Consider the following 21,626-nt stretch of genomic DNA (forward strand, 5'->3'; position numbering starts at 1 on the left):
AACAAGAGCTGGCGCACAGGGATACCCGTGCCGGATCAAACAAAAGACTGATTCTACTGGTAAAACGTTAGTCGTTTCGCTGTTTTGCTCATCTTACGACAAAAATGGCATGGTAAAAAACTTGCTGCTGGCTGAATCTGAATAATAGATATGCCGTACAGCGTAATGGCCATCCGGCATATTTATTGGGACTTAATTGATTATAGCAGGTTACCTTTCGGCACGTTTTTAGCGCTAGCAGCTTTGGCCTGAGGGGATATTTTTCGGCCCTTTACGGGTTTTATATGGCTATAAATCAGGGCGACCACAAAGAACAGTGCCTGAATAATGACAATACAGGGACCCGTGGCACCATCAATATGGAAACTGATTAAGGTGCCCAGCACACAGGCCACCACTGACACCAGTGTGGCAACAATCAGCATTTGATCAAAACTACGGCAAACCATAAAGGCGATAATACCGGGGGCGATTAACATGGCGATAACCAGAATAACCCCAACCGCCTGCAATGATGCCACGATGGTCAATGCCAGCAGGCAAAGTAAGCCATAGTGCAGCAATTTGACCGGCAGCCCAATCACCCTGGCATGGTTTGGATCAAAGCAGTAGAGCATGAAGTCTTTACGCTTTAATAGCACCACCAACAGAGTGAAGCCGGCAATCCACAATGTCTGTTTCAGTTCCGCTAATGAAATACCCAGCATATTGCCGAATAAAATATGGCTGAGGTGCTGGTCTGTATCCATGCGGGAAAATAGCACCAGGCCAAATGCGAACATACCGGAGAACACAATCCCCATAACAGTATCTTCTTTGACCCGGCTATTATCTTTTAAATAACCGGTGGCAATCGCGCAGAATATACCCGAGACAAAGGCACCGATAACCAGCGGAATACCGAGCCAAAAGGCCAGCACAATGCCTGGTAGCACGGCATGAGAGATAGCATCCCCCATTAATGACCAGCCTTTTAACACCAGATAACAAGACAAGACTGCACACACCACACCGGTAATAATCGCGGCCACTATCGCCCGTTGCATAAAGGGGTAGGCGAAGGGTTCGCTGACCAGACTAAACAATGTATTCATACATTATCCTCTGGCAGATGGGGTAATGGGTGGCGGCGTTTTTGCCGTGAACGAAAACGGGTCGCCAGTAATCCGTGTTTCGGCGCGAAGAAAAAGGCTAAGAGGAAGACCAGTGTTTGTAAGGTCACAATGACCCCGCCTGTTGCGCCGTCCAGATAGAAGCTGAGATAAGCACCAAAGGCACTGGTAAAGGCACCAATGGCAATCGCTATCATCAGTAAACGGCTGAAACGGTCCGTGAGTAGGTAAGCGGTCGCCCCGGGGGTCACCACCATGGCAATGACTAAGATCGCGCCAACAGTCTGTAAAGCCGCGACAGTACAGGCGCTTAACAGGGTGAAGAACAAAATTTTCAGGCGCAGGGGTGAGAGTCCTATCGACATGGCGTGGCTTTCATCGAAAAACACCGCCAGCAAGTCTTTCCAGATCAGACATAGAATCACAAACGAAACCAAAATGATGATCTCTACCTGCAATACATCTTCGTCTGCTATCCCCAGAATATTACCGAAAATGATCGACTGGACATTGACCGAGGTAGGGTTGAGCGAAACAATTAATAAGCCAACAGCAAAAAAGGTCGAGAAGATGAAACCAATGATGGCATCTTCACGCAGACGAGTGATATGGCGCACTAATGTCATCGCCAATGCGGCGAGCATGCCGGTAAAGAATGCACCAGCGGCATAAGGTAGCCCAAGAGCATAAGCGCCAGCGACCCCCGGAACGACGGAGTGCGATAGCGCATCCCCCATTAGCGACCAACCTTTCAGCATCAGATATGCCGATAAGAATGCGCAGACGGCACCGACAATCGCACTGACCCAGATAGCCTTGACCATGTAATTGTAGTTAAACGGTTGCAGTAACAGTTCCAGCATCAGGGATTATTCTCCTTTGACTGACTCTGTGCCGGCGGGTCATTCTTGGTGTGACCATAAAATACCGCAGGACGTTCATCATCGGTAATGACCGTGACGGTGCGTGGGTCATTATCATCGTGCAGTGCCGTACCGGAGAGATTGATATGGCGCAGAACACCACCAAAAGTCATTTCGAGATTCTTTTGGGTAAAGGTGGTTTCGGTCGGCCCGGCGGCTAGCACGGTTTGGTTAATCAGAATTACGTGGTCACAAAATTCTGGCACGCTACCGAGGTTATGCGTGGAAACCAGAATCAGATGGCCTTCATCACGCAGTGCGCGCAATAAATCAATAATGGCATTTTCTGTTTTGACGTCAACACCGGTGAACGGCTCGTCTAATAACAAGACTGAACCTTGCTGTGCCAACGCGCGGGCCAGAAACACCCGTTTCTTTTGCCCCCCCGATAGCTCACCGATCTGACGTGACCGTAATGCCGTCAAGCCGACTCTCTCAATGGCTTTATCGACAATGGTTTTATCTTCACGGCTCGGGATGCGCAGAAAATTCATTTTGCCATAACGGCCCATCATGACCACGTCTTCCACCAACACTGGGAAGTTCCAGTCGACATCTTCGGTCTGCGGCACGTAAGCGATGGTATTTTGTTTTAAGGCATGGCTGATGGGTTTATGACTCAGCTCCACTTTCCCGATACTGGGTTTAACTAACCCCATAATACTTTTAAACAGTGTCGACTTACCGCTACCATTCACACCGACCAAGGCGCAAATTGTGCCACCGGTCAGTGAGAAACTGGCGTCATAGATAGCAGTATGCCCGTTGTTATAAGTGACAGTGACATTATCCACTACCAGCTCCGGGCGGACAAAAACAGCATGGCTCATTGACCAAATCCTTTCGCGATAGTTTGTACAGTGGCGTTAATCAGATCGATATAAGTGGGGACCGGCCCCTTTTCATTCGACAGAGAATCTACATATAACACACCACCATATTGTGCACCGGTTTCTTTGCTAACTTGTTTCGCCGGTTTATCGGAAATAGTACTTTCACTGAATATCACCGGGATTTTATTTGCGCGCATGGTATCAATCACGTGGCGCACTTGTTGCGGGGAACCTTGCTCTTCCGCATTAATTGGCCACAAGTAAACTTCTTTAAAACCATAATCTTTTGCCAGATAACTGAAGGCACCTTCACTGGTCACCAGCCACCGTTGCTGTGCGGGGATGCGAGATAAACGTTCACGCAACGGGGCATCCAAGGCGGCAATTTTTTCAGCATAAGCTTTGGCATTACGATTATAGGTTTCAGCATGGGTGGGATCGTGCTCCACCAGTGCTTTACGAATATTCTCAATATAGATTAAAGCGTTTGATGGTGACATCCAGGCATGTGGATTCGGAATACCTTTATATGGCCCCTCACGGATAGGCAGGGGGGTGATGCCATCTGTAACCACAGCCGAAGGGACATCTTTAATATTTTCAAAGAAACGCTCAAACCAGCGCTCCAGGTTCATCCCATTCCAGAGAATCAAGTCTGCTGATTGTGCCTTCACGATATCTCGTGGCGTGGGCTGATAGTCATGAATTTCTGCGCCAGGTTTGGTGATTGACTCAACAATGGCAGCATCACCGGCGACATTCTGCGCAATATCTTGAATAATTGTGAATGTAGTCACAATTTTGAATTTTTTATCAGGGTCGCTGGGTTTATTTTCTGCCAAGGCTGAGTTGCTGATCATCGAGGAGAATGCAACAAGAGCCAATAGGGTAATGGCAGATAAAAAACGGGGTGTAATACGGCTAATTGAGTGCAGGTAGGGTATTTTTTGCTTAGTAAACATGGCGATGTTCCCTTTCTTTAAATGAAAATGATTATCAATATCATTAGCGATGAAGTCAAGCCTTGCCATACAATAAACTAAAACTTACCGATAGTTACTGAATATAGCCTGATCATTATGTTGATAATGGTCAAACTAGGCCAAAAAATCTATTTGGACGAGGTGACAACTTGTATATGCTACAAAACGGCTTATCAGCACGGGGAATACTGTGAATCCAAAAGTCGGTTGCCTAATGGCAATTTTATTGCTGGCGGGGTGTGCTAAACAAACTCCGTCACCACAAGCAAATAACGGGTGGCTGAAGAAAGCGCCACAGGGTGGTTTCCTTAACGCACCGAAAAGCAGCGGCGGTTCAAGTACAGTTGCCTATAGCGATGTAATTAAACAAGCAGCCAGCCATTACGGCGTTGATGAAACGTTGATTAAAGCCATTATTCAGGTGGAGTCTGGTTACAATCCTGATGTGGTGAGCACCTCGAATGCTGTGGGTTTGATGCAGATTAAAGCCTCTACCGCTGGTCGAGATGCCTACCGGATGAAAGGGCGTGATGGTCAACCGAGTTCAGGTGAATTAAAAGATCCGGTGAAGAATATTGATATTGGCGCGGCGTATATCAATATTTTGCAAAACCAGCAGTTAGCGGGGATAAGTGATCCGCAAACATTGCGTTATGCCACCATCGTTTCTTATGCCAATGGTGCGGGGGCGATGCTACGGACTTTTTCATCAGATAAACGTCTGGCAGTAAATAAAATAAATAGTCTTAGCCCGAACGAGTTTTATCAGCATATACAAAAGAAACATCCGGCCGCACAAGCCCCACGCTATTTGTGGAAAGTAGATACCGCGTACCGGGCAATGTCAGAGTAATATTAAAACGCTAACCGATGTAGTCTTATAGGCGCCGTAACTGTTATCAGTATAAACATCGGCTAGCGTTTCCCTCTTCAATCTCACTCTTGGTTATGCAAGTGCTGGATGGTAGTTGGCAATAATGTCCAGGATGCCGTTTATAATAAATTGTACGCCCATACACACCAGCAAGAACCCCATCAAGCGTGAAATGGCTTCAATGCCGCTTTTGCCCACCCAGCGCATAATGGCCCCGGAACTGAGCAGTGAACCCCATAAAATCAATGAAACACAAAGAAAAATCAGCACTGGGGCAACCGTAACAACCCATGGGCTGAATACGGCGTGGCCTTTCATTGATGCGGCAGAACTGATTATCATGGCAATAGTACCTGGCCCAGCGGTACTTGGCATCGCCAGTGGTACAAAAGCGATATTGATAGATTTTCGCTTCTTTAAATCCTGCGATTTTGCTTCTAATTGCGTATCTTCAGCGGATTGCTGCGGAAAAAGCATACGAAAACCGATAAACGCCACAATTAGCCCACCGGCAATCCGCAAACCGGGAATCGATATGCCGAAGGTATTCATCACAACCTGACCGGCATAATAAGCGATGGTCATAATAAAGAAGACATAGATTGATGCCATCTTCGACTGATGATTGCGCTCTTCGCTGGTCATATTGCCAGATAACCCGAGTAATAGGGCCACTGTTGTTAACGGGTTTGCCAGTGGCAGCAGTAATACCAAGCCTAAACCAATGGCTTTACATAATTCGAAAACACTTTGCATCAGTCTTGCTCCGAAAATAACATCAAACGCACCCGATGAAAGTAGAGCATATCAGGCAATTAATTGCATATCGGGCCAATATACCCGCACAGAGTATTATTACTCAGTTTGCCACTCTACGCGATACGTCAGGTAAAAGGCTATCGGGGATTAACTCATGGCGGGGGAATCACTGATAAGTGAAAGGGTTGAGTGAATAAATACAGCCAACGTCACTGCAACTTATATGTGATATAGATCAAATCTCTGGCGAGCAACAGTTGGTTCAATAGGGTAGATCCAGAATAATCATGTCAGCATTAATTTCTGCAAGGAATACGGTTTTGTGCATTTGTGATATCAGCGTTGAAGACGAATATACTCGTCAGCCACTATCGGCTTCTGCCGCGTGGGTGTTAGATACGCAAGCCGCGCGTGCGCGTGGTCGGTTACGTTTTTTAAAACCTAAGCGTGAAGCCCGGCCGCGTTGGCGTTTAGCCCCCCTGAAAGATACCTACGAAATTCGTTTTTATCCTAACCGTATGCCAGAACTCTGGTTCTTCAGTGCGGAGAATGCGGCCAGAAAACGGCTCTGATAGTTAAATGTGGAGTAAGCTGATATGGCCTTTAACGCCGATGAACGCAATGCGCTGTTAGCCGTCAAAGGGGTCGGGCCAACGGTAGTCACCCGCCTGGAACAACTCGGTTTTACCTCCCTTGCGCAACTCAGTCAGGCGGATATGGGTGAAATTGTCACCAGTGCCGCGGCCATGGTGGGTTCTACTTGTTGGAAGAATAGCCCGCAAGCGCGCTCAGCGATTCAAGCTGCCATAGCGTTGGCTAAAACGCACACATCTGAGTGAGCCGGTTGTAGCCACCTCCCGTCTGGGCCTCTCTTCATGAGGTCAGCTATCTGCTTCGCTCACAGCACTTATTGCTTCTGTTGGGGCTTCTCTGAATATGGCAGCAGTAAGTCATCCAGTATTTGCATTCTTTCTGCTACCGGAAGATATAACCAACGCGTAAACCAAGGTGTTTTGGCGGTGCATTGCTGGTGTGTTTGTTGGAAGTAGCGTTCGAGATCCGACAGATCGTCTGTAATCTTTTGCATTATATTTCTCCCCTCGTTGACCGGTGAACAAATCATAGACAACAAAATACGGAAGAAAAACGGATGGAAAGTATTATTTTGTTCCGTATTTATCATTGTCAGGGCAAAAGCTAAACAGTGAGAGATGCACGGTAGGGGGCGGTTGCGCGTTTTTGGCGTGAGAAATGGTGGATAGCGGCCAAATAAAACGCCCCGATTGCATGAACAATCGGGGCGGCGTTCCAGTAACCATTGCTACACGGAAACGGAAATTGATTATGAGCACATCCTGTAGAAATAGCAATACACCCAGCGCTACTCAAAAGCAATAGATCATAATGTAAATCATTGTTGGTGGTGATAAACACCTTTACACAGCCAATGTCAGCCGTCTCTGTAGGTTTTTTGTTCCCAATTCGTTTCTTTGCCAATACCGTAATGCAGCCAACGCTAAATTAGGGGGTGAGTCCCCCCTGTTGCATTCGTTGTTCAATCCAGCGGCGAGCCTGAACAATTTCCGCCACCGGTTCCTCTGCTTTCTCCGTCCACATTTCAATCAGGAATGCGCCGCGATAATTGAGTTGATTAAGTGTCTTAAAAACATTGACGAAATCCACGCATCCTTCACCAAAAGGCACATCACGAAATTGCCCTGGTGACTGGTCAGTGACTGGATAAGTATCTTTCAGATGAATGGCTGCAATACGGTCAATTCCTATCGATAACTCATTACTGACATCATTACCCCAGGCACTCAGGTTGCCGACATCAGGATAAACCGTGAACCACGGTGAAGCGAGGCAGTTATCCCAGACCTTCCATTTACTGATTGAATTGATAAACGGCGTGTCCATTATTTCGACCGCCAACATAACCTGCGCGGCGGCTGCCTGTTGCACCGCCCATTGCAGCCCTTCGGTAAAGCGTCTTAGAGTGCCAGCATCCTGCTCTTCGTAATAGACATCATAGCCCGCCAACTGAATGGTGCGGATACCCACGTCTTTCGCCAATTGAATCGCTTGTTGCATCAAAAGGTAGGCCTGCTTTCTCAGCTCGTCATCATGGCTGCCAAAAGGGAAACGGCGATGAGCCGACAAGCACATGGAAGGGATTGCAATCCCAGTTTCTAACATGGCATCAACCAGAGATAAACGCTGTGCTTTGCTCCAACTGAGCCGGGCTAACCTTTCATCTGTTTCATCGATAGACATTTCAACAAAATCAAAACCACATGCTTTGGCTAAGGCTAAACGCTCAGGCCAGCTCAAGTGCTTAGGCAATGCTTTTTCATAAATACCTAATGGATGTTGGCGCATATTATTTCCCCCAAATAGCGTCAATGGCATGGTGAAACGCGGTGGCGGTAGCTACGGGATGTTCGGCTTCAGACAGTGCACGGCCGACAATAAAGGCACGTACCGCAATGGTGTGGAAGAGGGGCAAATCAGCAGGAGTGATACCGCCGGTAACCGACAGTTCGATTCCTAAGTCGGACAGTGCCTGCATCCTCTCTAGATCAGCCTGACTCCAGCTTTGTCCGCAGGCTTGAGCATCGCGGCCACGATGATAAATGGCTTGAGTTAACCCTAAGTCACGCCAGTTTTTAGCGTCATTTAGCGTCCAGTGACCAAACAGTTCTATCTGGATATCGCCATCATGTTGCTTTGCCACCTCCAATGCGGCTGCCATGGTGGCGAGAGGGGCTGCGCAAATCACCGTCATCCAGTTTGCGCCAGCAGAAAATGCTTGCTGCGCCAGTGTGGCACCCGCGTCAGCCACTTTAAGATCAGCAACCAGCGTATGTTGTGGATACCGTTGACGTAGAGTTTTGACTGCCTGAATACCTTCACTGATACACAGGATGGTACCGGCCTCGATGATATCGACATGGCGGTGCAGCAACGCGGTGGTCGCCAGTGCGGCATCAAGCCGGGTATGGTCCAGTGCGAGTTGTAATTGCGGCCTGAGGTGCTGAGTTGTCATAGTATCAATGTCCTAAATAGAGTCGGTGCCGCAACCTTGCCTGAGCAATAGAAGCTCATTGCAAAGTGCCAAGAGCAGCAACCAGAGCCTGATAGCGGAGATATTTATCCTGATATGCCTGTCGGGCGTGCTGATCGGGTTGCAGAGTATGCAGTTGCGGGGTTAAGGCCTGCTGAGCATCACTGAAATCGACAAAGCGCCCCGTGCCGACCATTGCCGCCAGTGATGCGCCCAGGCAGCCAGTCTCCTCAACTTGCGGCAGCTCTACCGGTAACCCGCTGATGTCGGCAAACATCTGCATCCATTGCCGTGATTGAGCCGGTCCGCCGGTAATCCGTAGTGCGCTGACGGACGAAAAACGTTTCAGCATTCGGTTGAGGTGGGTCATATGGCTGAATACCACCCCTTCGTAGATGGCTTGCACCAGATGTTGGCGCTGGTGGAAAGATTGCATGCCATAAAATCCGGCACACATTCCTAATCCAGCGTTGGAGCCATATAAAAACGGCACAAACAGTAGCTGGCTACCTGCTTTGGGTAACTGTGCTACCCATTGATTAAGCTGTTGGTAGTCTGTTTTCCCGCCCTCAGCACCAAACCATTGGTGGGTAAACCACTCCAGATTGGCCGCAGAGGTCGGGCTGGCTTCATGCACAATATATTTACCTGCTTCGGCATAACGGCCATAAACGAAGGGATATTCAACATCAGCTTTAAGCTGGTCGGTGATTCCCGAGGTCACCGACCAGGTCCCCATCACTGCATTTAATCGGCTTTCATCCTTCAGGCCAGCACAGAGGGCGGTAGAGACCACATCAAACAAACCGCCGACAACGGGGAGGCCAACCGGCAGACCGGTGGCATTGGCGGCAGCCTGAGTGATGGTGCCGACAATTTGTGCCGAAGCCACAATCGGTGGCAGGGCCGCCATAACTTCAGGGATACCTAGCAGTTGTGCCAGTGCGGGTTGATAGCCACCTTCGGCCATCGGATAGAGATTAGATTCTGAGATATTGGTCTCTTCGCAACCTAATTGGTCGGTCAGGCAGTAACGCAAATAGTCGTGGGCCATCAGAATGCTGCCAATCTGCTCATAACGGCCGGGTTGATGTTCTTTCAACCAGCGCAGCAAGGACACTGGGTGTCCGGTCCACAACGTTTGGCGGGTGATTGGGTAGAGCATTTGTGGGATGCCATCTCGCTGCCACTGTTTAACCAATGACAGCGCCCGTTGGTCAGAGGATAATATGGCATTGCCTAATGGATCACCTTTTTTATCAAGTAAAAACAGTCCCTTACCTTGAGCGGAAATGCCCACGCCCTGAATATTGCTGGAGGGAATCGTGTGGCGGGCTAACAGTTGGCGAATCACCGCACTCATTGCCTGCCATAGCACAGTCATATCGCGCTCAGCCCATCCCGGCTGGGGGCTGATAATGGCTAAATTTTGCCGTGCGATCCCGCATTCGTTACCGTCTCGGTCATACAGACCCGCTTTAATAAAGGTGCCGCCACAATCGATACCCAACCAATATTCCATTTCAGCCTCCGGTCAGCTTTTTTGTCTATTTTGGGCAGCAACAGTGCCAATAAGGAGGCGACAGCTAGTGATATAAATATCAAGTATATTTATATAAAGAGACGTCTTTCCTATTTATTATTAATGTTTAAATTTAATGATGATTAATTTTCATCCGAGATTATTCCGCTGAATATTTATTTTAACTCTCGAGGTTAATCCATTGGCTAAATATTTTAAGGACTCACGGCCCTTAATTCTCCTTCAAGATGAAAATAAGTATCCAACTGAATTTTATTGATTTTAATTACATTGCTAAGATTTTTTTCCAAACCTGGTCATTAATGGGAATACCATCGCGCTGATTTTCCGCTTTAATGCGAGGGAATTTATGCCCTGGTAGACGAATAGCGACATCAGGGTTATCGCGCTCAGCTTGAGTGACATAATCACAAATGCGTTTTAATTTTTCATCGCGAGTTTTGCCATCAATCAGACGATCGATTTCAATGGCAATAAACACTTGTGAGATACAGAATTCATCTGATTTGTCTTGCGTGACTTCGGCAACGGATAAACCGCCAGAGAGCAGGGTGGCAATCATATCCAGCACAATGGATAAACCAGAACCTTTCCAATAGCCCATTGGCAGAATGCGCCGGTTTTCCTCAATAATGGCCGGATCCCGCGTGAGATTGCCGTCATTATCGAAACCACCATCCACGGGCAATGTATTGCCCGCCAATCGGTTAACTTCCAGCATGCCATAAGAGAACATCGACATAGACATATCGACCATAGTGATGGTTTCACCGGGAACGGCAATGATCAGAGGATTGGTGCCGATACGGCACTCTTTGGCTCCCCACGGCGGCATTACAGCAATTGAGTTTGTCCAGCAGATGCCAATATAACCTTGTTCTGCCGCTTGCCAGCCGTAGGCACCACCGCGCATCCAATGGTTAGCATTGCGCAAGGCCACCACCCCAATACCATGCTGATCCGCTAATACCATGGCACGATCCATCATTTGTTTGGCGGTTAAATTGCCAATAGCCTGATGAGCATCCCATTGCTCGATAGCCCCGAGTGCTAATGCCTTGGTTGGAATAGCATCAGGCACGATATCACCGGCTTCCAATTGTTGAATAAAACGTGGGAATCGATTTACGCCGTGGGAATAAACACCGTATTCAGTGGATTGCGCAAACATCTCGGCACAAGCATCAGCGGTAACTTCACTCACTTTTCGCGCCAATAGTACCCGTTTAAACTCTGCCTTTAACTGCTGGTAACTGACTCTCATTGCGCGCTCCCCTGAATAATTTAAAAATTGAAGTGTATTTTTTTGATGCGCTAAATTTCAATATGCGGAATCACATTTCAAATTAATGCTATACCTCCACAGAAGTGAAGTCAAAGCAGCACCGTAGTTAAATATTTTTTAAAAACAATTGGTTATATTGTTTTTAGTCAAAATGTGATCACTACCTCATTTTGTTGATTATTCAGGCTGTGCAGCGCACAGATACGACGTGGCCGTGCGCAGGATAATCCTGTTTTATTATGGGGTTACGAGGGTAAATGCCGGATGAATCCGGCATGGATAGGGGGCTGGGTTATGGGTTTTTCTCAGCCATAAGTATTCACTCTGATGCGATACAGTGAAGTACCGGCAGTGATATAAAGTTCATCACCGTTCGGTCCGCCGAAAGTGCAATTTGATACCCGCTCAGGAACTGAAATCTTACCCAGTAATGTTGCTTGTGGGGTAAAAACCAGCACACCATCCGCACAACTGCAAAATAGATTGCCCGCATGATCGACACAGAATCCATCAGGGAAGCCCGGTGATATTTCTGCAAAAATACGGCCATCACCCAGTTGTAACCCAATTACGGGGTAAACCCGCAACTGCCGCCGGCCGAGGGTGGGGAAATCGACAATTGACATATCCGCCACATACAGCAGTTGTTCATCTGGCGAAAAAGCCAGCCCGTTTGGGCGCTGTAAGTCACAGGCCGCGATACGTAGTGCGCTATCTTTAGGATCGAAACAGTACAAGTAGCAGCCAATAACCTGACTTTCTGATTTATAGCCCTCGTCGTCGCCGGTAATGCCATAAGGCGGATCGGTAAACCATAAGGTACCGTCTGATTTCACTACAATGTCGTTGGGCGAGTTAAAACGCTTGCCGTCGATACGATCAACCAATAGCGTGATATTGCCTTGTATATCAGTCTGGCTGATACCGCGTCGGCCATGCTCACAACTGACAATCGAGCCATTAGCCATACGGGCATTACCATTAGCAAAGTTGGACGGTGACCGGTAGAGGCTGAGTTCGCCGTCGCGACACCAGCGAAACATCCGGTTCCCTTTTACATCACTGAATACCACGGCATTTTCTTGTGGTAACCAGACCGGCCCTTCCGCCCAGATAGCCGGGGAGCATAAACATTCCAGTGGGCTATCGGCGGCCAACACCGCCGATAATTCACCGATACCTGTCTCAGCCAGCGTTAACATGGTCATGGTTGCTGCCTCCGACGGCGTATTTACGCCTGACTTATTTCACGCCCCAAATAGCTTTATAGTGACCCTGATAATCGTTCTGTGGGTCAAACATCTGTTTATCACCCCCGTCGCTGCTTATGTTGTCGCGGGTAACCAAATGAGCAGGAGTCACGTAGCCAGAGGGGGGCTGTTTGGCGAATGCACGGTTAAATTCATCCAGTAGTTGCCAGCCATGCAGTTTCAACGGCTCCGGCACCGTAGCTGACTGGCTGTCGCCAGAGCGGATGCGTTGATAGGCAGAAATAGAGCCATCCCCCGCCGAAATATTGTAAGGCGCGTTGTTGCCACCTTTACCCGCCGTTTTCAGGGCAGGGGCCATAAAATCAAAGTAGAGGTCGTTAATTGCTAAAGCGTATTGGAAGTTATCACCGTATTTTTGTAACAGGCTGAAGGTCATTGCTGGCATACGGTTGGCGGTATCTGCCAACGGGGTATCAATAAATTCAATCACCTGGCATCCGGTACATTTCTCAATGGTTTGTTTCATCACATTGGCTTTGTCCAACGCGATTTGATACAGCGAATCAGTGAAAATCAGGACCTTGGCCTGACCTTCTGATTTTGCTACGGCATACAGTGCAGCAATACGGGCTACATCATTGGAGTCGGAGGTAACATTATAAAAAATATTGTAATTCTTCACCGGACCCGGCTCTGGGACGGCATGCCAGGCGGTCAGCACAATACCTTGTGCAATGGCTTTTTTGAGTGGTATTTTCGCGACATTGGGATTCCAACCACCGATAACAATACCGTCAGGTTTTTGTGCAATCGCCTGATTTAATGATGATAACTGATCTTTAACCGAGCCTCCGCCATCAAGCGTTTCCAGCTTCCAGCCAGCGGCTTTGGCCGCTTGTGATAAGCCTTCTTGTACTCCTTGCACGCCGCCGTTTTTCATATCAGAAGCAATAAAAATAATATGCTTATTGGGTTGCAGTGCTGGGCCACTGGTGGGGCCATCCCATTCAGTCACCGTTGATGTAGCCTTACTGACTGCGGCCTTGGCTTCATCAAGATAGCTGTCAGCCCAGCCGGGTAATGCAGTGGCAAATACCGTGGTAAAAAGTAAGCCCTGTAGTATCAAATTGCGTTTCATATTCTGTTCCTTGGTGAGGTTAAGAATTTGTAGCTTTTTTAGTGTTGCCCGGCGTTTGGCTGGGCTTGACGGCTTTTTGATTCAATAATCTGCGCCGTTGGGCATAACCGGCTAAGGTGATGGAAAGCAGCAATGTGGCACCGTTAAACAAGGGTTCAACCCAGAACTCGCCACCGAATTGCTGAATACCTGCAATACCAATTGCCAGAATCGCAATCCCTACTACCGTTCCCCACACATTGACCCGGCCTGGGCGGATGGTAGTACTGCCGAGGAAGGCACCGACCAGTGCCGGTAACAGATAGTCCATACCGACACTGGCCTGGCCAACCCCTTGCTCCGAGGCGATGAGCACACCACTGAATCCTGTCAACACGCTGGAGGTGATAAATGCGCCGACAGTAAAACGGTTGACCGAAATCCCGTTAAGCCGAGCGGCTGCGGGATTCCCACCCACGGCATACATACAGCGGCCAAGCGGGGTATGTTCGGTAATGAGCCACAGCACCACAGCGATAATCAATACATAGAATGCAACAATAGGAATGCCGAATATCTCGGTATGGTGCAGCGCAATAAAAGCATCAGGAAGATCACCGACTATCTGACGGCCACCTGAGTGCCATAACGCGATGGCGTAAAGCACGGTGCCGGAGCCTAAGGTCGCCACAAAACTATCAATGTCGGCTAATGCCACCAATATGCCGTTTAATAGCCCGTAAAGTGCTGAAATTATCAATACGGTTATGACGGCAGCCTGCCAGGAAAAACCGTATTGCACTTGCAGGGTTATCGCCAGAATGTGCCAGAGCACAATACCGAAACCGACGTTTAAATCGATCTTGCCGACAATCATCGGAATAGTGGCGGCCAGTGCCAGCAAAGCAATTTTTGATTTACTGGACAAAATAGCTTGCAAAGTGAGCATGGAAGCAAACGACGGGGTGGTCAGTGAGAACACCAGCACCAATAAAATACACAATAATAGTAAGCCGTAGCGCGTCATGGCCTGCATGGACCAGGCACCGAAACCGTGTTCACTCAGGCTGACTCGTTGTTCAAGCGCTGTCGATTTTATGGATGTTTTAGACATAACACTCTCCGAAACCTGAGCACCACAATGACACCGCGAGGGGCGATGTAACCATTAGCACAGGTCACTGTTTTAAACGGATATAACTTCCCCGGTGCTGGCAGACGCCAACTCCAATAAATTAGCGAACGAGACCTGCTGGTTACGCAGTTCACCAACCACTTCGCCACGGTTAAACACCAATGCCCGATTACAGATATGCGCGATCTCCTCTAAATCATTGGAAATCACCAAAACCGCCACACCTTCTGCTAATGATTTGTTTAATAAGTGATAAATCTCAGCACGTGCACCAACATCCACGCCGGCGGTGGGATCTTCAAGGATCAGTAATGGTGCGCCCAGGTGCATCCAGCGTGCCATAACCACTTTTTGTTGGTTACCGCCGGAAAGGGCGCTGATATCGATATTGACGTCTTTAGGTCGGACATCGAATAACTGCACTTTCCACCAACTTTCCCCCATTTCGCTGCGGGTGCTATAACGGGAAAGTAATTTGTGACCGCTGGCAATTGGGTTAATGAATAGGTTTTCGCGCACCGACATCGACATCACCAGACTTTCACCGGTGCGATCACCGGCCACCAGGGAAACACCTGCTGCCATAGCTTGCTGCGGTGAGGCGGCGGTATAGGGGCGGTCGCGGAAAATAATTTCACCCTGATCACAATGGCGTAAACCAAATAGCAGGCGGCCTAACTCTTCTTGGCCCGCCCCTCTTAGCCCCGCTAGTGCCAGCATTTCGCCTGGTTGCAGGCTGAAAGTAACCGGGCCAATCTCACCTACCACCACCGCGTTAAGCTGTAATACAGGTTTACTGGCTTCAGGTAACGGTTCACGCTGGGAGTCGCCCATGGCTTCACCAACAATCATTTGCACCAGATCACGCAATGAGTAATCGGCGGTATTCCCACCCGCAACATAGCGCCCATCGCGCATCACACACACCCGGTCGGCAATTTCAATCACTTCATCCAAACGATGAGTGACATAAATCATGCCAACATGTTTATCCCTCAGGCGGTTAATCACTTCAAATAAATGGCGGACATCGTTGGCGGGTAGAGAGGCGGTCGGCTCATCCAACACCAGTAGTTCGGCATTAACCGCAACGGCGCGGGCAATGGCCAATAATGACTTTTCAGTGCGCGACAGTTCAAACACGCGCGCATCAGGTGAGAGGTCAATGCCGATATCCTGCAAAGCCCGACGGGCTTGCTGGCGAATAGCGGACCAATTAATCAGACCGAATCGCCGCGGAAACCCCATCACCAACGCCATATTTTCGGCAACGGTCATCCAGTCAATTAGCCCTAAATCCTGATGGATAAAAGCAATAGGCTGACGAGTATCACTTTTAATTTCTGCGGCAGAACGTATGTTATTCCCCTGGAACAGGATATCGCCACTGTCCCGTGGGTAGACGCCCGCCAATACTTTGATTAGAGTAGATTTTCCTGCGCCGTTTTCGCCGAGCAATGCCAGTACTTCGCCCGGCATAACATCAAGACTGACATCGTTGACCGCAATATTGCCGCCAAATCCTTTGATGATATGGCGCATCGAGAGAATGGGTTGGCCCAATTCAGTGGTATTCATCAGTGTGACGCCCCTTATCCGGTGAATGTCTTGAGTGAAAGCATTCGCGATTTAGTGGTTATCGAGCATAAACTAGACTTTACATTTCAATGTACGAAATCTGATTTCAAAAATAATATGCTGATATCTTCGCTAAAGCAAAAGAAGTGATGAATTAAGTTGCTATAAAAAACAAGCAGTTATTTATTTGTTTATGGAAATGTGACGAACTACGCACTTCTTATGTTGGATAAATGTTGCGAGATACGGCGCCAGGGATGATAACGAAACACTGTTTCGTGCTTCACACAGACTGCGGCTTTGGAGTACCATTTCATGCTAAACAACAAGGATATCGTCTATGGCCCTTACACTCACAGATGACAAGAAAGATAAGCCGTTAGGCAGCCAAAGTCTGTTCCGCGGGCTGCAACTGATTGAGATATTAAGTAATTACCCTAATGGCTGCCCATTGGCGCATTTATCTGAATTGGCCGGGATGAACAAAAGTACCGTTCATCGGTTATTGCAGGGGCTACATACCTGTGGCTATGTCACTCAGGCGCCTTCTCCAGGCAGTTATCGGCTGACAACCAAGTTCATCTCAATTGGCCAAAAAGCACTGTCATCACTGAATATTATCCATGTCGCGGCCCCACATTTAGAACAACTCAATCTTGAACTTGGTGAGACAGTCAATTTTTCAACCCGCGAAGATGACCACGTTATCCTGATTTATAAGTTAGAACCTACCACCGGCATGATGCGCACCCGCGCTTATATCGGGCAGCATATGCCACTGTACTGCTCGGCGATGGGTAAGATATTTATGGCGTACGGTAAAAGTGACTATCCAGATGATTATTGGCAGAGCCATCAGCATGAGATTCAGCCGCTGACGCACAATACCATCACCGAATTACCCAAAATGTACCAGGAACTGGCAGATATTCGTCAAGCAGGGCTGGCGATGGATCGTGAAGAGAATGAGCTAGGTGTATCTTGTGTGGCGGCTCCTGTTTTTGATATTCAGCAACGGGTACCGTACTCCGTTTCAGTTTCCCTGCCCACAGCCAAACTGCAACAGGTGGGGGTAAAAACCCTGATTAAACCTATTCTGGCTACGGCCCAGCGTATTTCGCAGGAATTGGGGTTTGTGACACCGTAACATATAATTTGTCTGTATGGGGTATTCCAGTGGTCGGGATAGCCCTCATCTCCGTTGTTTGTCTTTAGCTATTATCGAAATCCCTAATTCTAAAACAGACACATTTTTTATCAGCAGAACGCGTTTTAGTCATTGGGAGCACGGTATGGTTGGCCCATTTATTAACAGTGCAGGCATTATCCTGGGGGGGATAGTTGGCGTATTACTCGCGCGTCATGTCCCTAAGCGTTTACAGGAAGGGTTACCGGCTACGTTTGCGCTAGCTTCTATCTCCATCGGTATTGTGATGGTGGTAAAAGTACATTTTATGCCAGCGGTTATTTTGGCGTTGATTATCGGGACAGCCGTAGGGGAGTTATTATCCCTTGAGCAAGGGGTAAAATGGGGGGCAAATAAAACCCGTATAATGTTGGAACGAGTTATTCCATCACGCAGTACATTGCCGCCTCAGGAGTTTGCGCAGAGTTTCACCGCGATGATTGTGCTGTTTTGTGCTAGTGGACTGGGCGTTGTCGGTTCGTTGACTGAAGGCATTACTGGTGATTTTCAACTGCTATTTGTCAAAGCGTTAATGGACTTCTTCACCGCGCTGATATTCTCCATCTCGCTCGGTATCGCGCTGGTGGCTATTGCTGTGCCGCAATTGTTGATCCAAATTGCATTGGTTTTGTTGGCTAAACTCATCATGCCGTATATGGATGATATTGCCTTTGCTGATTTTTCCGCCTGCGGTGGGATTATTATGATTGCAGTGGGGTTACGTATTGCACAAATTAAAATATTCGCGGTGGTGAATTTCCTGCCCGCGCTATTGTTTGTGGTACCCATATCCTATTTATGGCGCTACTTGATGGGATAATCTGTGGAGCGGAAAGATGATTTCTAAAACGGTAGGCTTCTCTGCACAGATTTATCATTGAAGCGACCGTTTCAGATTTATTTAGTTGACTGTTTTAATTGGTTATTTTTTTAATTAGCCAATTTTCCGACACAAAAACTTACCCTTAATCACGCCATCAAAAAAACGACCTTTCGAAACCACGGACATAAAATTCTGATGAACGCGCTCCGGGACGCCAAGATATTGATAAATCCCTTGTTCGCGAAATTGTATCTCCAGCATGCGATTTTCAGGATCATAACCAATCGACAGAATTCTGGAAGATGTAACAGGTTGTCGCTGCACTAGTTGACCCTCAGTTGTACGGTATTGATATTATAGTGATCGTAGAGCAGTTTGAGCTTGATAACTTTGTCGGTGATCATTATCACCGTTTGGCTGTAGTATTAATAGATTATTCGCTAGGTATTATTCTATCCGTGACGACCGATTGCGGAGCTACACCCTCTTTATTGGCATTGGGTCGATCATGCCAGGAGCGGATTGAACTGCCATTCTAAATACAAAAACTGGACGTAATTGCCCGGTCTATTCATCACTCTTCAGGGATGCTGGCTTAAGGCTGAAACCAATCATCAGCACTTTCCCATGTTTCTTGTAAAATCTCTTCTACTGCTTTCTTATCATCTGGCGCACCACCTAGAACTGATAGACCATCAGCGCCCGCAAACCTTACTTTCACATCAATATCGTCAAATTTCCTCCCAAGCCGCTTATCCAACTCTTCAGTGAGTGCGTCGGTGTATCCTGCCGGGAATTTATTGATATTAAGCTTATCTATTGTCACTTCGATACGTAGCATGATGTTGCCCTTAACTGTGATAGCCGTTGCTAGTGTGGCTGGTCGTTCCCCGATTCGATGTAGTCTACGCGTTTTTGTCATGCCCTAATCAGTTCTTTAGTCGCAATATGGCAAATTCGCCGAGGGTAACGTCGACAGCAACATCGCTGAGTGAAGTGACCAATTATCAGATAATTATCACTCTTTAACGGGGCAGGGATGCCTGATAAAGAAATCATTCTGAGTGGATAAACCAATAATGAGGATGTTAGTATGGTTCGTCCGTTATAGCGTCACACCCTATGTGCAAAACAAGTTGTGTACATATGAGTGTATATATCAGGCAAAGTAAAGTCGGATAGCGTTTATAACATATTGATTTTAAATAGTATTAGACTTTTGCATGTGATCTGTCGTGTGGGTCACCACTGTAGATAAGGAATTAGAATGCCCGTTATTACCCTTCCTGACGGCAGTCAGCGTCATTTCGATCACGCCGTTTCTGCTCTCGATGTTGCCTTGGATATCGGCCCTGGTTTGGCAAAAGCCTGTATTGCTGGTCGAGTTAATGGCGAACTGGTCGATGCCAGAGACTTGATCGAATCTGATGCCCAACTGGCTATTATCACCACCAAAGATGCTGAAGGTCTGGAGATTCTCCGCCACTCTTGTGCACACTTATTGGGGCACGCAATCAAGCAACTTTGGCCTGATACCAAAATGGCCATCGGCCCGGTTATCGACAACGGTTTCTATTACGATGTAGATATCGACCGCACCTTGACGCAGGAAGATCTGGATCTGCTGGAGAAGCGGATGCATGAACTTGCCGATAAAGATTACGATGTAATCAAGAAGAAAGTCAGTTGGCAAGAAGCCCGCGACACTTTTGCTGCTCGTGGTGAAGATTATAAAGTGGCGATTCTCGATGAGAATATTAGCCGCGATGATCATCCTGGTTTGTATCACCATGAAGAATACGTTGATATGTGTCGTGGCCCGCACGTACCGAATATGCGTTTCTGCCATCACTTTAAATTGCAGAAAACATCCGGTGCTTATTGGCGTGGCGATAGCAAAAATAAAATGCTGCAACGTATTTATGGCACGGCTTGGGGTGATAAGAAGCAACTAAATGCTTATCTGCAACGTCTGGAAGAAGCGGGCAAACGCGACCATCGTAAGATTGGTAAGCAATTGGACCTTTACCACATGCAGGAAGAAGCACCAGGTATGGTGTTCTGGCATAACGACGGTTGGACTATCTTCCGTGAACTGGAAACTTTTGTGCGGACCAAGCTCAAAGAGTACCAGTATCAGGAAGTGAAAGGGCCGTTTATGATGGACCGCGTACTGTGGGAAAAGACCGGACATTGGGAAAACTATGCTGAGCATATGTTCACCACATCGTCTGAAAACCGCGAGTATTGCATCAAACCAATGAACTGCCCAGGGCACGTGCAGATTTTCAACCAAGGGTTGAAATCATACCGTGACTTGCCATTGCGTATGGCTGAGTTCGGTAGCTGCCACCGTAATGAGCCTTCAGGCGCACTGCATGGTTTAATGCGTGTCCGTGGTTTCACTCAGGATGATGCACACATTTTCTGTACCGAAGAGCAGGTTCGCGATGAAGTGAATAGCTGTATCAAGATGGTGTACGACATGTACAGCACTTTTGGCTTCGAGAAAATTGTGGTTAAGCTGTCTACCCGCCCTGAAAAACGGATTGGGAGTGATGATCTGTGGACCCGTGCCGAAGATGATTTGGCCGCTGCGCTGACTGAAAATGGTATTCCATTTGATTATCAGCCGGGTGAGGGAGCGTTTTACGGTCCGAAAATTGAGTTTACCTTGCATGATTGTTTGGATCGCGCGTGGCAGTGTGGTACCGTACAGCTCGATTTCTCATTACCGGGCCGCTTAAGTGCGTCTTACATCGGCGAAAATAACGATCGTCAGGTGCCAGTAATGATTCACCGGGCTATTTTGGGGTCAATGGAGCGCTTCATCGGTATTTTAACCGAAGAGTATGCAGGCTTCTTCCCAACGTGGTTAGCTCCGGTACAAGTCGTGGTGATGAATATCACCGATAGTCAGTCTGATTATGTCCAACAAGTGACCAAAAAACTGCAAGATGCAGGGATTAGGGCAAAAGCGGACTTGAGAAATGAGAAGATTGGCTTTAAAATTCGTGAACATACGTTGCGTCGGGTTCCATATATGTTGGTCTGTGGCGATAAAGAGGTCGAATCAGGCAAAATTGCCGTTCGTACCCGCCGTGGTAAAGACTTAGGAAGCTTGGACGTCAACGTGGTCGTAGGCCAGCTGCTAGCAGAAATTCGCAGCCGTAGTCTTCATCAACTGGAGGAATAAA

The 21,626-nt window shown here is 47.8% G+C and carries 22 protein-coding genes; 6 read left to right on the plus strand and 16 right to left on the minus strand.

All coding sequences use genetic code 11. The annotated features are described in order from the left end of the window. Positions 1 to 200: 200 nt before the first annotated feature. From yfeD to yfeA, 4 genes are read right to left on the minus strand one after another with little or no spacing between them, the layout of a single operon-like run. Complete coding sequence (gene yfeD / locus V1956_RS12325) at positions 201 to 1,094, minus strand: iron/manganese ABC transporter permease subunit YfeD (RefSeq protein ID WP_372559162.1); 894 nt, start codon at positions 1,092 to 1,094, stop codon at positions 201 to 203. Continuing rightward, positions 1,091 to 1,975 carry an iron/manganese ABC transporter permease subunit YfeC gene (gene yfeC / locus V1956_RS12330; RefSeq protein WP_083158679.1) on the minus strand — a complete coding sequence of 295 codons (885 nt, stop codon included), beginning with the start codon at positions 1,973 to 1,975 and terminating at the stop codon, positions 1,091 to 1,093. Before yfeC ends, yfeD begins: the two co-directional genes overlap by 4 nt. Then, positions 1,975 to 2,865: an iron/manganese ABC transporter ATP-binding protein YfeB gene (yfeB, locus tag V1956_RS12335; protein ID WP_372559161.1), complete on the minus strand. Its 891-nt coding sequence runs from the start codon at positions 2,863 to 2,865 to the stop codon at positions 1,975 to 1,977. Before yfeB ends, yfeC begins: the two co-directional genes overlap by 1 nt. After that, complete coding sequence (gene yfeA, locus V1956_RS12340) at positions 2,862 to 3,830, minus strand: iron/manganese ABC transporter substrate-binding protein YfeA (protein WP_420071689.1); 969 nt, start codon at positions 3,828 to 3,830, stop codon at positions 2,862 to 2,864. The genes yfeB and yfeA overlap by 4 nt, the downstream gene beginning before the upstream one ends. 211 nt (positions 3,831 to 4,041) lie before the next feature. Here yfeA and V1956_RS12345 point away from each other — a divergent pair, with 211 nt between their 5' ends. Next, positions 4,042 to 4,704 carry a transglycosylase SLT domain-containing protein gene (locus V1956_RS12345; protein WP_083158682.1) on the plus strand — a complete coding sequence of 221 codons (663 nt, stop codon included), beginning with the start codon at positions 4,042 to 4,044 and terminating at the stop codon, positions 4,702 to 4,704. Between the two features lie 93 nt (positions 4,705 to 4,797). On the opposite strand, the gene V1956_RS12350 is transcribed toward V1956_RS12345, so the two are convergent. Beyond that, the gene (locus V1956_RS12350) at positions 4,798 to 5,481 is read right to left on the minus strand and encodes a MarC family NAAT transporter (RefSeq protein WP_442825170.1); all 684 of its coding nucleotides are present in this window, start codon (positions 5,479 to 5,481) and stop codon (positions 4,798 to 4,800) included. Positions 5,482 to 5,804: 323 nt separating this feature from the next. Between V1956_RS12350 and V1956_RS12355 the strand changes: the two genes are divergently transcribed. After that, positions 5,805 to 6,056 (plus strand): hypothetical protein, encoded by a 252-nt coding sequence (locus V1956_RS12355; RefSeq protein WP_193784813.1) that lies wholly within the window; start codon positions 5,805 to 5,807, stop codon positions 6,054 to 6,056. A gap of 24 nt (positions 6,057 to 6,080) precedes the next feature. Then, a complete protein-coding gene (locus V1956_RS12360; protein WP_372559158.1) occupies positions 6,081 to 6,323 on the plus strand; it encodes a helix-hairpin-helix domain-containing protein in 243 nt (80 codons plus the stop codon). 68 nt (positions 6,324 to 6,391) lie between these two features. Here V1956_RS12360 and V1956_RS12365 read toward each other — a convergent pair whose 3' ends face one another. The 9 genes from V1956_RS12365 to V1956_RS12405 all read right to left on the minus strand — a co-directional run bounded on the left by V1956_RS12365 (position 6,392) and on the right by V1956_RS12405 (position 16,420). Further along, entirely contained in the window at positions 6,392 to 6,571 is a 180-nt protein-coding gene (locus tag V1956_RS12365; protein WP_083163601.1) for a hypothetical protein, read from the minus strand. Between the two features lie 434 nt (positions 6,572 to 7,005). Further along, positions 7,006 to 7,866, minus strand: coding sequence for an L-ribulose-5-phosphate 3-epimerase (locus V1956_RS12370; RefSeq protein ID WP_372559157.1), 861 nt, complete (start codon positions 7,864 to 7,866; stop codon positions 7,006 to 7,008). Position 7,867: 1 nt separating this feature from the next. After that, positions 7,868 to 8,533, minus strand: a complete 666-nt coding sequence (gene ulaD / locus V1956_RS12375) for a 3-keto-L-gulonate-6-phosphate decarboxylase UlaD (protein WP_420071692.1) — start codon at positions 8,531 to 8,533, stop codon at positions 7,868 to 7,870. Between the two features lie 55 nt (positions 8,534 to 8,588). Next, positions 8,589 to 10,073, minus strand: a complete 1,485-nt coding sequence (locus V1956_RS12380) for an FGGY-family carbohydrate kinase (RefSeq protein WP_420074814.1) — start codon at positions 10,071 to 10,073, stop codon at positions 8,589 to 8,591. A gap of 286 nt (positions 10,074 to 10,359) precedes the next feature. After that, positions 10,360 to 11,358: a 3-dehydro-L-gulonate 2-dehydrogenase gene (yiaK, locus tag V1956_RS12385; RefSeq protein ID WP_420075557.1), complete on the minus strand. Its 999-nt coding sequence runs from the start codon at positions 11,356 to 11,358 to the stop codon at positions 10,360 to 10,362. A gap of 326 nt (positions 11,359 to 11,684) precedes the next feature. Next, positions 11,685 to 12,587, minus strand: coding sequence for an SMP-30/gluconolactonase/LRE family protein (locus tag V1956_RS12390; protein WP_442825171.1), 903 nt, complete (start codon positions 12,585 to 12,587; stop codon positions 11,685 to 11,687). 34 nt (positions 12,588 to 12,621) lie between these two features. Next, positions 12,622 to 13,728, minus strand: a complete 1,107-nt coding sequence (locus V1956_RS12395) for an ABC transporter substrate-binding protein (RefSeq protein ID WP_420071740.1) — start codon at positions 13,726 to 13,728, stop codon at positions 12,622 to 12,624. 19 nt (positions 13,729 to 13,747) lie between these two features. After that, positions 13,748 to 14,821, minus strand: coding sequence for an ABC transporter permease (locus tag V1956_RS12400; RefSeq protein WP_372559151.1), 1,074 nt, complete (start codon positions 14,819 to 14,821; stop codon positions 13,748 to 13,750). Between the two features lie 72 nt (positions 14,822 to 14,893). Beyond that, a complete protein-coding gene (locus V1956_RS12405; protein WP_442825172.1) occupies positions 14,894 to 16,420 on the minus strand; it encodes a sugar ABC transporter ATP-binding protein in 1,527 nt (508 codons plus the stop codon). Positions 16,421 to 16,760: 340 nt separating this feature from the next. Here V1956_RS12405 and V1956_RS12410 point away from each other — a divergent pair, with 340 nt between their 5' ends. Next, positions 16,761 to 17,567 (plus strand): IclR family transcriptional regulator, encoded by an 807-nt coding sequence (locus V1956_RS12410; protein WP_372559149.1) that lies wholly within the window; start codon positions 16,761 to 16,763, stop codon positions 17,565 to 17,567. A 145-nt stretch (positions 17,568 to 17,712) separates the two neighbouring features. Continuing rightward, positions 17,713 to 18,426: a DUF554 domain-containing protein gene (locus V1956_RS12415; RefSeq protein ID WP_083163605.1), complete on the plus strand. Its 714-nt coding sequence runs from the start codon at positions 17,713 to 17,715 to the stop codon at positions 18,424 to 18,426. Positions 18,427 to 18,540: 114 nt separating this feature from the next. On the opposite strand, the gene V1956_RS12420 is transcribed toward V1956_RS12415, so the two are convergent. Together V1956_RS12420 and V1956_RS12425 are read right to left on the minus strand one after the other, a co-directional pair. Further along, positions 18,541 to 18,753, minus strand: a complete 213-nt coding sequence (locus tag V1956_RS12420; RefSeq protein ID WP_005161573.1) for a KTSC domain-containing protein — start codon at positions 18,751 to 18,753, stop codon at positions 18,541 to 18,543. 271 nt (positions 18,754 to 19,024) lie between these two features. Next, on the minus strand, positions 19,025 to 19,270 hold the full coding sequence (locus V1956_RS12425) for a DinI-like family protein (protein WP_372559148.1): 246 nt from the start codon (positions 19,268 to 19,270) through the stop codon (positions 19,025 to 19,027). A gap of 426 nt (positions 19,271 to 19,696) precedes the next feature. On the opposite strand from V1956_RS12425, the gene thrS reads away from it, so the two are divergent. Further along, positions 19,697 to 21,625 (plus strand): threonine--tRNA ligase, encoded by a 1,929-nt coding sequence (gene thrS, locus V1956_RS12430; RefSeq protein WP_442825173.1) that lies wholly within the window; start codon positions 19,697 to 19,699, stop codon positions 21,623 to 21,625. The last annotated feature ends 1 nt before the right edge of the window (position 21,626 follow it).

Source organism: Yersinia sp. 2540 StPb PI (assembly GCF_052217165.1).
In the GTDB taxonomy this organism is placed as follows: Bacteria; Pseudomonadota; Gammaproteobacteria; order Enterobacterales; family Enterobacteriaceae; genus Yersinia; species Yersinia enterocolitica_E.

What these genes read in the sequence shown, in the direction of transcription:
- V1956_RS12425 (WP_372559148.1), bottom strand. Translation starts at nt 19,270, where the DNA reads ATGCTACGTATCGAAGTGACAATAGATAAGCTTAATATCAATAAATTC.
- yfeD (WP_372559162.1), bottom strand. Translation starts at nt 1,094, where the DNA reads ATGAATACATTGTTTAGTCTGGTCAGCGAACCCTTCGCCTACCCCTTT.
- ulaD (WP_420071692.1), bottom strand. Translation starts at nt 8,533, where the DNA reads ATGACAACTCAGCACCTCAGGCCGCAATTACAACTCGCACTGGACCAT.
- V1956_RS12360 (WP_372559158.1), top strand. Translation starts at nt 6,081, where the DNA reads ATGGCCTTTAACGCCGATGAACGCAATGCGCTGTTAGCCGTCAAAGGG.
- V1956_RS12400 (WP_372559151.1), bottom strand. Translation starts at nt 14,821, where the DNA reads ATGTCTAAAACATCCATAAAATCGACAGCGCTTGAACAACGAGTCAGC.
- V1956_RS12410 (WP_372559149.1), top strand. Translation starts at nt 16,761, where the DNA reads ATGGCCCTTACACTCACAGATGACAAGAAAGATAAGCCGTTAGGCAGC.
- thrS (WP_442825173.1), top strand. Translation starts at nt 19,697, where the DNA reads ATGCCCGTTATTACCCTTCCTGACGGCAGTCAGCGTCATTTCGATCAC.
- V1956_RS12350 (WP_442825170.1), bottom strand. Translation starts at nt 5,481, where the DNA reads ATGCAAAGTGTTTTCGAATTATGTAAAGCCATTGGTTTAGGCTTGGTA.
- yfeC (WP_083158679.1), bottom strand. Translation starts at nt 1,975, where the DNA reads ATGCTGGAACTGTTACTGCAACCGTTTAACTACAATTACATGGTCAAG.
- V1956_RS12395 (WP_420071740.1), bottom strand. Translation starts at nt 13,728, where the DNA reads ATGAAACGCAATTTGATACTACAGGGCTTACTTTTTACCACGGTATTT.
- yfeB (WP_372559161.1), bottom strand. Translation starts at nt 2,865, where the DNA reads ATGAGCCATGCTGTTTTTGTCCGCCCGGAGCTGGTAGTGGATAATGTC.
- V1956_RS12365 (WP_083163601.1), bottom strand. Translation starts at nt 6,571, where the DNA reads ATGCAAAAGATTACAGACGATCTGTCGGATCTCGAACGCTACTTCCAA.
- yfeA (WP_420071689.1), bottom strand. Translation starts at nt 3,830, where the DNA reads ATGTTTACTAAGCAAAAAATACCCTACCTGCACTCAATTAGCCGTATT.
- V1956_RS12390 (WP_442825171.1), bottom strand. Translation starts at nt 12,587, where the DNA reads ATGACCATGTTAACGCTGGCTGAGACAGGTATCGGTGAATTATCGGCG.
- V1956_RS12415 (WP_083163605.1), top strand. Translation starts at nt 17,713, where the DNA reads ATGGTTGGCCCATTTATTAACAGTGCAGGCATTATCCTGGGGGGGATA.
- V1956_RS12380 (WP_420074814.1), bottom strand. Translation starts at nt 10,073, where the DNA reads ATGGAATATTGGTTGGGTATCGATTGTGGCGGCACCTTTATTAAAGCG.
- V1956_RS12405 (WP_442825172.1), bottom strand. Translation starts at nt 16,420, where the DNA reads ATGAATACCACTGAATTGGGCCAACCCATTCTCTCGATGCGCCATATC.
- yiaK (WP_420075557.1), bottom strand. Translation starts at nt 11,358, where the DNA reads ATGAGAGTCAGTTACCAGCAGTTAAAGGCAGAGTTTAAACGGGTACTA.
- V1956_RS12370 (WP_372559157.1), bottom strand. Translation starts at nt 7,866, where the DNA reads ATGCGCCAACATCCATTAGGTATTTATGAAAAAGCATTGCCTAAGCAC.